The organism is Mesorhizobium sp. M0830 (assembly GCF_040319965.1).
Lineage (GTDB): Bacteria > Pseudomonadota > Alphaproteobacteria > Rhizobiales > Rhizobiaceae > Mesorhizobium.
Map to the genome: position 1 here is coordinate 50,905 of NZ_JAMYOR010000011.1, position 12,812 is coordinate 63,716.

The 12,812-nt window shown below is 61.5% G+C and carries 14 protein-coding genes; 10 read left to right on the plus strand and 4 right to left on the minus strand.

Annotated features, from left to right (window positions below):
* Positions 1-342 precede the first annotated feature (342 nt).
* On the minus strand, positions 343-1,410 hold the full coding sequence (gene galE, locus NKI20_RS09245) for a UDP-glucose 4-epimerase GalE (protein ID WP_352829996.1): 1,068 nt from the start codon (positions 1,408-1,410) through the stop codon (positions 343-345).
* A complete protein-coding gene (locus NKI20_RS09250; protein ID WP_023761574.1) occupies positions 1,407-2,444 on the minus strand; it encodes a UDP-glucuronic acid decarboxylase family protein in 1,038 nt (345 codons plus the stop codon). The genes galE and NKI20_RS09250 overlap by 4 nt, the downstream gene beginning before the upstream one ends.
* Positions 2,445-3,216: 772 nt before the next feature.
* Here NKI20_RS09250 and NKI20_RS09255 point away from each other — a divergent pair.
* The 4 genes from NKI20_RS09255 to NKI20_RS09270 all read left to right on the plus strand — a co-directional run bounded on the left by NKI20_RS09255 (position 3,217) and on the right by NKI20_RS09270 (position 5,662).
* The gene (locus NKI20_RS09255) at positions 3,217-3,819 is read left to right on the plus strand and encodes a hypothetical protein (RefSeq protein ID WP_352829998.1); all 603 of its coding nucleotides are present in this window, start codon (positions 3,217-3,219) and stop codon (positions 3,817-3,819) included.
* Positions 3,820-3,881: 62 nt separating this feature from the next.
* Positions 3,882-4,736, plus strand: coding sequence for a 23S rRNA (adenine(2030)-N(6))-methyltransferase RlmJ (locus tag NKI20_RS09260; protein WP_352829999.1), 855 nt, complete (start codon positions 3,882-3,884; stop codon positions 4,734-4,736).
* A gap of 230 nt (positions 4,737-4,966) precedes the next feature.
* Positions 4,967-5,419, plus strand: a complete 453-nt coding sequence (locus NKI20_RS09265) for a hypothetical protein (RefSeq protein WP_352830000.1) — start codon at positions 4,967-4,969, stop codon at positions 5,417-5,419.
* 39 nt (positions 5,420-5,458) lie between these two features.
* Complete coding sequence (locus tag NKI20_RS09270; RefSeq protein WP_352830001.1) at positions 5,459-5,662, plus strand: hypothetical protein; 204 nt, start codon at positions 5,459-5,461, stop codon at positions 5,660-5,662.
* On the opposite strand, the gene NKI20_RS09275 is transcribed toward NKI20_RS09270, so the two are convergent.
* The gene (locus NKI20_RS09275; protein ID WP_352830003.1) at positions 5,615-5,926 is read right to left on the minus strand and encodes a transcriptional regulator; all 312 of its coding nucleotides are present in this window, start codon (positions 5,924-5,926) and stop codon (positions 5,615-5,617) included. The genes NKI20_RS09270 and NKI20_RS09275 overlap by 48 nt on opposite strands.
* A 561-nt stretch (positions 5,927-6,487) precedes the next feature.
* Here NKI20_RS09275 and NKI20_RS09280 point away from each other — a divergent pair.
* Both NKI20_RS09280 and NKI20_RS09285 read left to right on the plus strand, forming a co-directional pair.
* Positions 6,488-6,952 (plus strand): hypothetical protein, encoded by a 465-nt coding sequence (locus tag NKI20_RS09280; protein WP_352830004.1) that lies wholly within the window; start codon positions 6,488-6,490, stop codon positions 6,950-6,952.
* Between the two features lie 304 nt (positions 6,953-7,256).
* Positions 7,257-7,853 (plus strand): glutathione S-transferase family protein, encoded by a 597-nt coding sequence (locus NKI20_RS09285; RefSeq protein ID WP_352830005.1) that lies wholly within the window; start codon positions 7,257-7,259, stop codon positions 7,851-7,853.
* A gap of 105 nt (positions 7,854-7,958) precedes the next feature.
* On the opposite strand, the gene NKI20_RS09290 is transcribed toward NKI20_RS09285, so the two are convergent.
* Positions 7,959-8,618 carry an outer membrane protein gene (locus NKI20_RS09290; protein WP_023761565.1) on the minus strand — a complete coding sequence of 220 codons (660 nt, stop codon included), beginning with the start codon at positions 8,616-8,618 and terminating at the stop codon, positions 7,959-7,961.
* 411 nt (positions 8,619-9,029) lie between these two features.
* Between NKI20_RS09290 and NKI20_RS09295 the strand changes: the two genes are divergently transcribed.
* The 4 genes from NKI20_RS09295 (at position 9,030) to moaD (ending at position 12,811) form a co-directional block, all read left to right on the plus strand.
* Positions 9,030-9,794, plus strand: coding sequence for an SDR family oxidoreductase (locus tag NKI20_RS09295; protein ID WP_352830007.1), 765 nt, complete (start codon positions 9,030-9,032; stop codon positions 9,792-9,794).
* The gene (gene uvrC, locus NKI20_RS09300; RefSeq protein WP_352830009.1) at positions 9,791-11,854 is read left to right on the plus strand and encodes an excinuclease ABC subunit UvrC; all 2,064 of its coding nucleotides are present in this window, start codon (positions 9,791-9,793) and stop codon (positions 11,852-11,854) included. Before NKI20_RS09295 ends, uvrC begins: the two co-directional genes overlap by 4 nt.
* A gap of 101 nt (positions 11,855-11,955) precedes the next feature.
* Positions 11,956-12,552 (plus strand): CDP-diacylglycerol--glycerol-3-phosphate 3-phosphatidyltransferase, encoded by a 597-nt coding sequence (gene pgsA, locus NKI20_RS09305; RefSeq protein WP_023761562.1) that lies wholly within the window; start codon positions 11,956-11,958, stop codon positions 12,550-12,552.
* A gap of 1 nt (position 12,553) precedes the next feature.
* Complete coding sequence (gene moaD, locus NKI20_RS09310) at positions 12,554-12,811, plus strand: molybdopterin converting factor subunit 1 (RefSeq protein ID WP_352599085.1); 258 nt, start codon at positions 12,554-12,556, stop codon at positions 12,809-12,811.
* The last annotated feature ends 1 nt before the right edge of the window (position 12,812 follow it).

Consider the following 12,812-nt stretch of genomic DNA (forward strand, 5'->3'; position numbering starts at 1 on the left):
CAAGTAATACTTTCGTATCTATTGCCGCGGCGGTGGGAATGAGTCTTCTGGTTGCAGGTTGTCAGGGTATGGACGCGACTGAGACCGATTCGATCCTTATCCAGCCTGTGGTCCACGCGGCCCGCAGCCAGGCTGTACAGCCGGTCCAAGCTGGATTCTTTGTGCGTTCGCTCAGAGTTGAGCCTCCGATCCTGACGACAAGCACGATTCGGACGACTGAAAGAACCTACGCTTTTGCATCGCCGCAGCGGCTCGAAGTCCGCACACCGGCGCCGGTGAAGGTCTCCTTCACTCCGGGCGGTGGTGGCACGTTCCTGGGCGGTTCGCCTTATATCTGCAGCCCTAGCGGATTTGGCCAACGCGCGAGCTGCCGCCCCCGCTATCTCTGATCTGTCGAGCAGCGGCTGACGCTGCCGCCTCCTTCATCGGTTTTGTGTCCAGCCCAAAAAATGGGGCAGCCGTCCTGATGATCGTGTCGATGTCGGAGAGCTCCGGCACAAAGCCGAGACGTTCGCGTGCGCTTCCGGGGTCGGCGTAAAGCTCCGCCGGATCTCCCGGCCGCCGATTCCTGAAGACGGCCGGAACAGATCTTGACGTCATCCGGCCGACCGCCTGGACAATCTCCTTGATGGATATGCCCCGCCCTGTGCCGAGGTTGACGGCCAGGCTTTGTCCGCCACCCTCGAGATGCATGAGGGCTTTCAGATGGGCACGGGCCAGATCGCTGACGTGGATATAGTCGCGTACGCAGGTGCCGTCCGACGTGTCGTAGTCAGTGCCAAAAACCTCGATCTCGTCGATGAGTCCTGATGCAGCCATTAGCACCCTGGGAACCAGATGCGTTTCCGGCGAATGCCACTCACCGAGTTCGCCATCGGGATCGGCGCCACAAGCGTTGAAATAGCGCAGGATCGCGAATTTCATTCCGTATGCGGACGCATAGTCGCCGATGATCTGTTCTCCCATCAGCTTGGTGCGCCCGTATGGGTTGATCGGATTTTGCGCGGACGTCTCGCGAACGGGCAACGCTTCCGGCACGCCGTAGGTCGCGCAGCTGCTGGAGAAGATGATGTTCTCGATTGAGTTCGCACGCGCCGCATCGAGTACCGCGACGGTGCCTGTCACATTGGTCGAATAGTATTCGGCCGGCTGGTGAACGGATTCTCCGACATAGGCCAGCGCCGCAAAGTGGATGACCGCCGTCGGCCGATACGTATTCATCGCCGCCTGCAGCGCGGTCTGGCTGCGGATGTCGCCGACGACAAGCGGACCCCAGGCAACGGATTTCTCGTTGCCGCGGCTTAGATTGTCGAAAACCACCGGCAAATAGCCGGCGGAGGCCAACAGCTTGCAGGTGTGGCTGCCAATGAACCCGGCTCCGCCAGTCACCAGAATTGCCGGCCGGGTCATGAAGCCGTGGCTCCTTTGGCCAGCTGGCCTCCGTAAAGCAGGGTGTCAAAATACTCGACGGTACGCGCGAGCCCCTGGCGCAGCCCGACTTTCGGTTCCCAGCCGAGATTGGCCCTGGCAAAGGAAATGTCCGGCTTGCGCTGCCTGGGATCGTCGATCGGTAGTGGCCGATGCACGATCTTCGATCGGGAGTTGGTGTAATCGATAACCAGTGTCGCCAGTTCCATGATCGTGAATTCGCTGGGGTTGCCGAGGTTGACTGGATGCGCGGGTGCATTCGGCGCATTCATCAGCCGGACAAAGCCCTCGATCAGATCGTCGGCATAGCAGAACGAACGCGTCTGCAGGCCATGGCCATAGACGGTCAGGTCTTTGCCCTGCAGCGCCTGGACGATGAAGTTCGAAACCACGCGCCCGTCATCGGGCTGCATGCGGCGGCCATAGGTGTTGAAAATGCGGGCGACGCGGATATTGAGGCCATACGTTCTCGAATAGTCGAAGAACAAGGTTTCGGCCGAGCGCTTGCCTTCGTCGTAACAGGACCGCGGTCCGTGCGTATTGACGTTGCCGAAGTAACTCTCGGGCTGTGGATGCACAAAAGGGTCGCCATAGATTTCGGAGGTCGAGGCCTGGAATATCTTGGCATTGTTCTGGAGCGCGAGCTCCAGGAGGTTCAGCGAACCGAGCACGCTTGTCTTGAAGGTATGGATCGGGTCGGCCTGGTAGTGCGGCGGAGAGGCTGGGCAAGCGAGATTGTAGATCTCATCGAACCGAAGACCCGAAGGCAGTGCATTGACGATATCGTGCTCGATGCACATGAATCTCGGATTACGCAGAAGGGCATTGAGATTGTTTTTTTTGCCGGTATGGAAATTGTCCAGGGCGACAACGTCGTATCCGTCCCGCAGAAGGCGTTCGCACAGATGCGATCCTAAAAATCCAGCACCTCCGGCGACCAGGGCGCGGCTTCGGTTTTGGTTGGCGCCCCTTTGGCAGTCGGATTCCAGTTTAAGGACCTTGATAAGCTTACTCATGGTTTCCTCTTACCCACAGCACACGCTATTGCCTGGCCGGACAAAGCATTGCCCGGCCACGTCCATGAGAACGTGGCAAACCCTCCGCATCTGCGGAGTCGCCATCGCTGATGTGCGTTAACTGTTCTTTGGGGTTCGCGAAGCTGGTTTCGCTACACGATCTATGTGTTGCCGCTCAGCGTTCTCTGTGCCCCGAAATCGCGATCACACGTCTGGTGCCATCATCGTCGATTGCTCGCCCAAATTGCACATCCCAACATATCAAAAATATACCTGTGGAAATCATAGTCAACTAAATTAGCAATTCCTTAATCATATCTTGCGAATGGTCAATCATACGGCCGGCGCCGGCTTCTCGAGGCCGAGCCATAGGCGTCCACCGCCGATCCTCATTGTGAATCAGTGTATTGGCTCGTTCGTGGAAAAAATGCGGTCGGACGCGGCATCTCGTTCAAGGCAGAATGAGAGCCTTGGCGGCGAGGAATTCCAACAAAGAACAGGTGAAGCAATTTGAGGCGGGCGCCTGGACCAGTGGTCCCCATCTTGCCAGAAAGCGTACACGGGCATTCATTTCGTTGAGGGAATACCGGTCATTATCGCCATTGTGTTTGAGCGCATAGGTAGAACCTTGCCTGCCTTGCTATGCGGCCGCCGTCTGGTTGCTGTCCCGAGTGATCCCGCTCCCACGGCCCGAAAGCTGCAACACCTGGCCATCGCCTTTTGGCCGTCGGGGCGCTATTGGCAAGGTCACGATAGCCTGTGGGTGAAGTGAATGCGCTTTGTGTTTGTCCTGATCCTGCTCGCCGGCACCGGCATCGGTGTCATCTATCCCTGGGCAATGAGCAATTTCTCCGGCCATGAGATCGGCACCTGGCGGGTCTATGAGCAGGGCCGCTTCAAGCCCCTGACGGTGCCGCTCGGCAGTCGCGACGCGCCAGTGCGGGTGCTGGTCGACCTGACCGCAAGAGCCGAGCGCATCGTCGCGCAGCAGCGCACCGTGCTGACGCTGACAGCAGCCAGCAGTGGCCGCACGGTGCTCGCCTCGACCCTCCAGTTCAACCATTCCGACAGTCCGCGCCAGGCCAGTCCCCAGCTGCCAGACAAGATCTTTCGCGACGAGGCCGGAGTGATCGAGAGCGTCAACCCAGGTCCTTATGTCTTCACCGTCGGACAGGGTGATGCCGACGACATACCGATGCGAGCGGTCGATCTGATCCTGCGCTCGGGTGTCGGCGAGATCGACAGCCGTGCGCGGCCGGTCGGCTTCTCGCTGATGGCGGTCGGCTTGATCGGGTTTTTGCTGACTTTGCGTACTCATGGCGGCCGGCCGGAAAATCCGAACTCGCAGCCACCGCCTCGCTGGGGCAGGGGCTGATGCATGTCGCCCACAAGTGTGCAGCGGTTTTGGGACGCCGACATGCATAACGGCACCGAACCATGAACTACCGCCACGCCTATCACGCCGGAAATTTCGCCGACGTCGTCAAGCATGTCGTGCTGACGCGGTTGCTCGAGTATCTGAAGCAGAAGGACAAGGCGTTTCGGGTCATCGACACCCATGCCGGCATCGGCCGCTACGACCTGTCCTCGGTCGAAGCGCAGAAGACCGGTGAGTGGCAAGGCGGCATCGGCAGGTTGATCGATGCCCAGCTTGCCGCGCCGGTAGCAGCACTGCTTGCGCCTTATCTGGAGACGGTGCGGTCGCTCAACCCGGAGGGTGGCATCCAGAAATATCCGGGCTCGCCGCTGATCGCGCGTCATCTCATGCGCAAGCAGGACCGGCTGACGGCGATCGAGCTGCACCCCAAGGATGTGGCGAAGCTGAGGACGCTTTTTGCCGGCGATTTCCAGGCCCGGATAATCGAGCTCGATGGCTGGCTGGCGCTCGGCGCGCATCTGCCGCCGAAGGAAAAGCGCGGCCTGGTTCTCATCGATCCGCCCTTCGAGGAAACGGGTGAGTTCGAGCGCCTCGTCGACGGGCTCTTAAGGGCGCACAAGCGGTGGCCCGGCGGCATCTATGCGCTGTGGTATCCGATCAAGGACCGCAAGGCGATAATTGCCTTCAGGAAGGCGCTGAAGCAATCCGGCATCCCGAAGCTGCTCGACATAGAATTCGAGATCAGGCCGGCCTCTTCGGAGCCCAGCCTAGACGGCAGCGGCCTGCTGGTGGTCAACCCGCCTTTCACGCTGGAGGGCGAACTGCGGATGCTGCTGCCGGCCTTGCACCGGCTGCTTGCGGTAGGGAGGCCGGCGCACTGGTCGCTGGAATGGCTGGCAGGCGAGCAGGGTTGACGGCGAAGGGCTTCGGATATCGCCGTTCGGCGCCAGGAGGGCGGAACTCTTTTACGACCCAGGGCTCGCGCTCTCTCGGGCCGGCTATCAACGGGCCGCGGTGATTCCGATCCACGCAAGTCCGGCTCTGGCCAGTGCTGTTTCAACCTGGGAAACCATTGTTTGCACAACCGCTTGACCGCTGCCAAGCGAATCCGCACAGTGCGCGCAATCGACCTTGAGAGGCTGTCATGACTCGCTTCGCCAAATCTGCACTCGCCGCCCTGATTTCGCTCTGCACCCCGCTTGCCGCGCCTCTGGGCGTCACCCAGGCCGTGCAGGCCGCCGATCTCACGGTCTATTCCGATGAGGACAGCGGCGTCTGTGGCGAAGCCTGGGTGCTGAACAAGATCACCAGCCGCTTCTCCTACCAGGTGCATCACGTGCCGCATCTGCCGGTCGTTCAGATCACTGATTTTCAGCGCATCCACCAGCACCGCTATCTGCCGGCCAGCGACACCTGGCCTATCGGCCGCCGCTACTGCGGCGCCACCGTCAGTCTCTCCGATGGCCGTGATCGCACAATCTGGTACTTGATCGAGGAAGGCCAGGGCTTCGCCTCGATCGGCGATAACGTCGAATTCTGCGTCTCGGGCTTCGACCGCTGGATGGTCTACAACGGCCGCTGCCGCGTCCTGCGCTAAGCCCGCTTTCCCGTTTCGATCTTTTTTCGCGCCTGCGGCTTGATCGGCTGCGGGCAATCGCGCCCACGCACCGGCGTCGACGGGATCATCGCCGAGGCCGATGTGGCCAAGATGGCGAGGTATCGCCAGTTACCCAGCGAGGACCTGATGCGCATGCCGAAGATCGTGCGCCGGGTGAACCGCGCGATCGCCGCGCTATTTCCTGCGCGGCGCCGCCTGGGCATGATCGAGGATTTTGCGTAGGAAAGCGGCGTGGCTGCGGAACGCGCGCCGTCCGCTCGTCGTCGCCCTGACGCGCGTCTGCGGCCGGCGTCCGACGAACAGCTTTTCGATATCGACATAGCCGGCCCTGGCCAGCGTATCGAGATGCGCGCCGAGATTGCCGTCGGTGACGTCCAGGATGGCCTTCAATTGGCTGAAGTCCAACGTTTCCCGCCTTTCCAGCATGTTCAGGGTGGCCATGATCCTGAGCCGAGTGCTCTGGTGGATGATTTCGTCGGCACTCATCAGTCAGCTCCAATGCGGCGACGCCGGAGACCACCAACGGTGCGGCCGCCAGGAGGCGCCGTCGCGCCAATCTCGAACAGCGACATCGCCCCTTGCGCCTGTGTGATCAACATTGAAGCACTCGCATAGCTCGCGCAGAATACTCCGTGACGTAGAGTTATCTGTCAACTGACCTAAGAGCGAACGCCGGTATCATGCTTGACAAGGTGACGCGTCGATTGGCCGTCATGATGCGTGTAGATCGCCAGCTTGCACGAGATGATCGCGCCGTTGAAGCTGCAGGTCATCGTAACCGTGGCCGGAGATCGGCGCGCAAAGCTGGAGGCTGATCTTCACAGCTCCACGGTTGCAGCGTGTGGAGAGTGTCAGCCGTACACTTTGGGCAATGGTTGAAGATCAGCAGCGGATTTCTACGATGATCAGCACGATCATGTGCCAACCGTAACCAAAATTTAAGCTGCGAAAATCAGTCTATTGCTTCGCTGGCTAGCAAGCCGCGAGTCAGATATGCATGAGCGCGCCGGGTCATTACGGCCGTCGGCACAACGGAAGGGGCATCGCATGGCTAAGCAGTCATCCAAAGCGCCGGCGTCCAAGGCACCGGCAAAGAAAGCACCCGTAAAAGCAGCGACGGCGAAGGTCGCAACTGCAGTGAAGAAAGCAGCACCTGCTGCCAAGCCGAAGGCGGCCGCGCCCAAGGCAAAAGCAGCGCCGGCCAAGAAGCCGGCGGCAAAGGCAGCGGCAAAACCTGCAGTGAAGAAGGCAGCTCCTGCCAAGGCAGCGGCTAAGCCGGCTGCGAAGGCGGCGCCGGCCAAGAAGCCGGTTGCAAAGGCTGCGGCAAAACCCGCTGTGAAGAAGGCAGCGCCTGCCAAGAAGCCGGCTGCGAAGGCAGCACCTGCCAAGAAACCGGCAGCCAAGGCTGCGCCGGCAAAGAAGGCGGCGGCAGCGAAATCTTCAGCGCCGGTGAAGAAAGCGGCACCCGCGGCCAAGCCGAAGGCAGCACCCGCGAAGTCCGGCAAGAAGTAATCGCGTCTCCCTCGCCGGGGGCAGTATCGAGACAGTCAAGGGTGGGTGCCGACAGGCGCCCCGCTTGTTGCTTCGGCACTCGGAAGGCGAGAACAGAGGCGGACGGAGGATATCTTTTCGCAGCTCCCAGGACTTCGCCGTAGGGCGGAGTCCGGTGGAGCTTTTTCTGTGTCAACGATGCGGGTCAAAGGTTGCCGTGAGGCTTTTCGGTCTTGCCGCCGGCCGTCGGGTTTTCCGCTTCTGGCCATTGCTCGATCGCGCCTGATCGGTCAACACTGCCCGCCGCAAAACAGGAAACCGATCCATGCCGAAGCTGCTCTACGCGTCGTCTTCTCCATACAGTTCCAAGGTGCGAATGGCAGCAGCCTATGCCGGCATCGCCGTCGATCTGGTGCCGATCAAGACTGAGGAGAAGCCAGCCGACTTGTTGATCGCCAACCCGCTCGGCAAGATCCCGGTTCTGGTGCTCGATGACGGCCGCTCCATCCATGACAGCCGCGCCATCATCCAGCACCTCAACCGTTTGTCGAAGAGCGCGCTTTTTCCGCGCAATCCCGACAAGCGGCTCGAGGCGGAAGTGCTGGAGGCATTGGCGGACGGCATTTGCGACTGTGCGCTGTCGATGGTCTATGAGCGGCGCACGCGGCCTGACGAGATGGTCCACCAGCCCTGGCTCGACCGCCAATGGGGAAAGATCACGGCAGCACTCGATCTGCTCAACGCCAACCCGCCGAAGCTGCCGAAGAAAATCACTGCCGGCCAAATGGCGCTGCGCGCCTGTCTTGGCTATCTCTCTTTGCGCTTCGCCGGAAAATGGGAAAAGGGCCGCGCCCGGCTGACGCGCTGGGCAGCGCGTTTCGACGAGAAATTTCCAGAACTGAAGCCCTGCATTCCCGGGTGATCGCCTTGATCACCCCGGGGTGACCGCCTCGATCAGCCGCGTGACCATCCGAACAAAAAAAGCCGGGCGCGAGGCCCGGCTTTTTCGTGTCGTGGCTTGAACGACTTAGAACTTCATACCAACGCCGAAGGTGACGCGGTTGTCGGTGGCCTTGACATTGCCAATGCCGCCGCCGAAGTCCTTGCTTCCGAAGTCGGTGTAACGATATTCGACGCGGCCGAACACATTGTCGGTCAGCTTGATGTCTGTACCGAGGCCGGCGGTCCAGCCGAGCATGGTTGCGGTGTCGCTGGTGCCAAGCACGGTGTCTTCCACCTTCAGGCTTCTGCCGGCGAGGCCGCCGGTGCCATAGAGCAGGATTTCCGGGGTCACAGCGTAGCCGAGACGGGCACGCAGCGAGCCTTCGAAGCCGGCCTTGGAGTCGATGCCGTTATCGTCACCCTTCACGCCGTTGTAGCCGAGTTCGGCTTCAGCACCGTAAACGAAGTTCTCCTGCTGCCACTGGTAGCCGCCGAAGACGCTGCCGACGAAACCCTTGGTATCGGTCTCAACGCCGAAATCCTTTTCCTTCGTACGGCCGCTGAAGCCATAGCCGACGTTGAGACCGGCATAGGGGCCGGCCCACGAAGCGACCGGAAGTTCGGCGACCGGCGCGGGTGCCGGCGGCTCTTCCTGGACGACGTCCGCGGCATAGGCAGTTCCGCTGAGGGCGAAGAGCCCGAGCGCCACGGCCAGCGGCCGTGCGAATTTGAAATTGGCTTGCATTGTTCTTTACTCCTTAAGCCACAGGACACAGGCTTGTTTCTCACGATCGCCATCTACCCGTCCGGGGGGTGAAACGGATCTGGCGTTCGCCGGTTCCAAATGTCGTGTCAAAATGCGGCTGAACCGAACCTGAACTTGGGTCATTCCCCGGCACGAATGAGGCAGAAACTTGACGTTGCATCTTCGCAACAGCGAAATGGCAGGAGCCATCCCGTGCTGCGCTGCACACCGCTTGGTGCAAGGAGTCCAGCGCCCTATATTCCGGTCGGGCGGCTCCGAGTCCGAGCGAGTCGAGACGCCGAAAAGGCCGTTTCGCCACAATGCTGCCCAAGGTGCGAACGCCATTTAACGCATGCCGGGCCATATTTCGCCGGCACCGTTTTTCGGGCCGAAATTGAGGATTGACACGATATGAGCAAAGCCACGGCCACGGCGCTGGTGACGGGTGGGGCAAAACGGATTGGTAGGGCAATCGTCGAGGATCTCGCCGCCCACGGGTTTGCCGTCGCCATCAATTGTAACCGCTCGCGTACCGAGGCCGATGCGTTGGCTGCCGGAATCAATGCCGGCGGTGGCCGCGCCGTCGTGATCGCCGCCGACCTGACCGATATGGATGCCGTCGGCGACCTCGTCGGCCAGGCGCAAGCAGCGCTCGGGCCGATCTCGCTGCTGGTCAACAATGCGTCGCTGTTCGTCGACGATTCGGTTCTGGATTTCGACTGGCGGGCCTGGGATCGGCACTTTGCAGTGCATGTGAAGGCACCCGCGCTGCTGGCGCAGAACTTCGCCCGGGCGTTGCCTGAGGGGCAGGAGGGCCTGATCGTCAACATCATCGACCAGCGCGTCTGGCGGCCGACGCCGCGCTATTTCTCCTATGCCCTGTCCAAGTCGACGCTGTGGGCGGCAACGCAGATGATGGCACAGGCGCTCGGTCCCCGCATCCGTGTCAACGCCATCGGTCCGGGGCCGACCTTGAAGAACACACGCCAGGACGACGGCGATTTTGCCGCCCAAGTCGACGGCTTGATCCTCAAGCGCGGCCCGGAATTGCCGGAATTCGGCGCCACGATCCGTTATCTCTGGGCCGCGCGCTCGGTCACCGGCCAGATGATCGCGCTCGATGGCGGCCAGCATCTTGCATGGCAGACGCCCGATGTGACAGGCATGATGGAATGAGTCCTTTGGATCACAAGAACAAGCCGCGCGGCGGCGCCGATGATCTGCCCCCCGATATCGACCTCGAGGACGAGGTGGTCGAGGAGATCGTCGAACCTGCGGATCCCGATGTTGCCTTCACCGCCATCGACTGGACGCCGCATGCAGGCGACGCCGAAGGCATGGTCGGCGCCGAGGTGATCCAGACGCTGGTCAAGCGGCTGCCCAACGCGCCCGGCGTCTACCGCATGATGAATGCCGCCGGCGACGTGCTCTATGTCGGCAAGGCGCGCAGCCTGAAGAAGCGCGTCACCAGCTACGCGCAAGGCCGCTTCCACACCACCCGCATCGGCCGCATGGTGCGCGAGACATCGACGATGGAGTTCGTCGTCACCCGCACCGAGATCGAAGCGCTGCTGCTCGAAGCCAATCTTATCAAGCGCTTGCGGCCGCGATTCAACGTGTTGATGCGTGACGACAAGTCGTTTCCTTATATCCTGTTGACCGGCGACCATATCTCGCCCGGCATCTACAAACATCGCGGCGCGCGTTCGCGCAAAGGCGACTATTTCGGCCCCTTCGCCTCCGCCGGCGCGGTGGGTCGCACAATCAACTCTCTGCAGCGCGCCTTTTTGCTGCGCAGCTGCACCAACTCTTTCTATGAGAACCGCACGCGGCCGTGCCTGCTTTATCAGATCAAGCGCTGCGCCGGCCCCTGCACCGGAGAGATCTCGCACCAGGACTATGCGAAGCTGGTTGCCGAAGCGAAAGACTTCCTGTCCGGCCGCAGCCAGAAGGTGAAGACGGAAATCTCGGCCGCCATGCAGCAGGCGTCTGAAGCTCTCGATTTCGAGCGCGCCGCGATCTACCGGGATCGACTGGCCGCCCTGTCGCATGTGCAGAGTCACCAGGGCATCAATCCGGCGACCGTCGACGAGGCCGATGTCTTCGCCATCCATCAGGAAGGCGGCCAGGTCTGCATTCAGGTGTTCTTCTTCCGCACCGGCCAGAATTGGGGCAACCGCGCCTATTTCCCCAAGGCCGATCCGGCGCTGGAGGGATCGGAGGTGCTGGGTTCTTTCCTGGCGCAGTTCTATGACGACAAGCCAACGCCGCGGAACATTCTTCTGTCGCAGAGTGTCCAGGACCAGGAATTGCTGGCCGAGGCGCTCTCCACCTGCGCCGGTCGCAAGGTCGCGATCTCTGTGCCGCAGCGCGGCGAGAAGAAGGATCTGACCGACAACGCGCTGCAGAATGCCCGCGAGGCGCTTGGCAGGCGGCTGGCCGAAACCTCCACACAGGGACGCCTGCTTGCCGGTTTCGCCGAAACCTTCGGCCTGGCCAAGCCGCCGGTGCGCATCGAAGTCTACGACAATTCGCACATCATGGGCACCAATGCGGTCGGTGCCATGGTGGTCGCCGGGCCGGAAGGTTTTGTGAAGAACCAATACAGAAAATTCAACATCCGCTCGACCGACATCACTCCTGGCGACGATTTCGGCATGATGCGCGAGGTGATGGAGCGGCGGTTTTCGCGGCTGCTCAAGGAACATGGCGATGTTGCCGTTGCCGGCGATGCGGGCGAGGCGGGCGACGATGTCGAGGATGATATCTCCGGCAGCTTCCCGGCCTGGCCAGATGCCATCCTGGTCGACGGCGGCCAGGGCCAGATGACGGCGGTGCGCAAGATCCTTTCGGATCTCGGCATCGAAGATCGCGTGGTGGCGATCGGCATCGCCAAGGGCCAGGATCGCGACGCCGGCCGCGAGCGCTTCTTCGTCAGGGGCAGGGACTCATTTTCGCTGCCGGTCCGCGACCCCGTCCTTTATTTTGTCCAGCGCTTGCGCGATGAGGTCCACCGTTTCGCCATCGGTTCGCACCGTGCGCGCCGCAAGAAGGAGATGGTCAAGAGCCCGCTCGACGAGATCAGCGGCATCGGTCCAGGCCGCAAGCGCGCCCTGCTGCTGGCCTTCGGCACCGCCAAGGCGGTCAGCCGCGCCGCGATCGAGGACCTGCGCAAAGTCGACGGTATTTCCGAGCGGGTGGCGAAACTGGTCTACAATCATTTCCACGAGAGCTGACGGCCAGGGTCCCATTTTTGTCTGGCCAATCGATTGTCGGCTGTTGACCCCCTGCATTGGCATCTGATTTGAGTAGGCAGGCAGAAAGAGTTTTCCCAGATATGGCCCAGCGCGCTTTCAACCTGCCCAATATACTTACCTACGCCCGCATTATCGCGGTGCCGCTGGTGGTGCTGTGCTTTTTTCTTGAAGGGCATCTGAAGTCGAGCGACTTCGCCCGCTGGTCGGCGCTGGTCATCTTCCTGCTCGCCTCTATCACCGATTATCTGGATGGCTACCTGGCGCGCGCCTGGCAGCAGACCTCCAATATCGGCAAGATGCTTGACCCGATCGCGGACAAATTGTTGGTCGCCACCTGCCTGCTGCTGCTGGCCGCCGACACCGATCGCCATGCGGGCATTGCCGGTTGGTCGCTGTGGGCGGCGATCATCATCCTGTGCCGCGAAATCCTCGTCTCCGGCCTGCGCGAGTATCTGGCGGCGCTCAAGGTCTCGGTGCCGGTGACGCAGCTGGCAAAATGGAAGACCGCCATCCAGATGGTCGCTATCGCCTTCCTGCTGGCCGGGCCGGCCGGCGACAAGATCTTCCCGCTGACCACCCAGACCGGGCTGGTGCTGCTGTGGATCGCGGCCTTGGTCACGCTCTACACTGGCTACGATTATTTCCGCGCCGGCCTCAAACACATCATGGACGAGTGAGATGACGACCCGGCTCATTTATTTTGCCTGGGTGCGCGAACGCATCGGCGTGCCCGAGGAAGACGTCGACTTGCCTGCTGACATCGAGACGGTCGCAGACCTCCTGCGCTGGCTGAAATCGCGCGGCGAAAGCTACGAGCACGCGCTGCAATATCCCGATGTGATCCGCGTCGCCATCAACCAGGAACATGTCGAGCACCGCGAGAAGATATCAGGCGCGCGCGAGATTGCGCTGTTCCCGCCGATGACCGGGGGCTGAG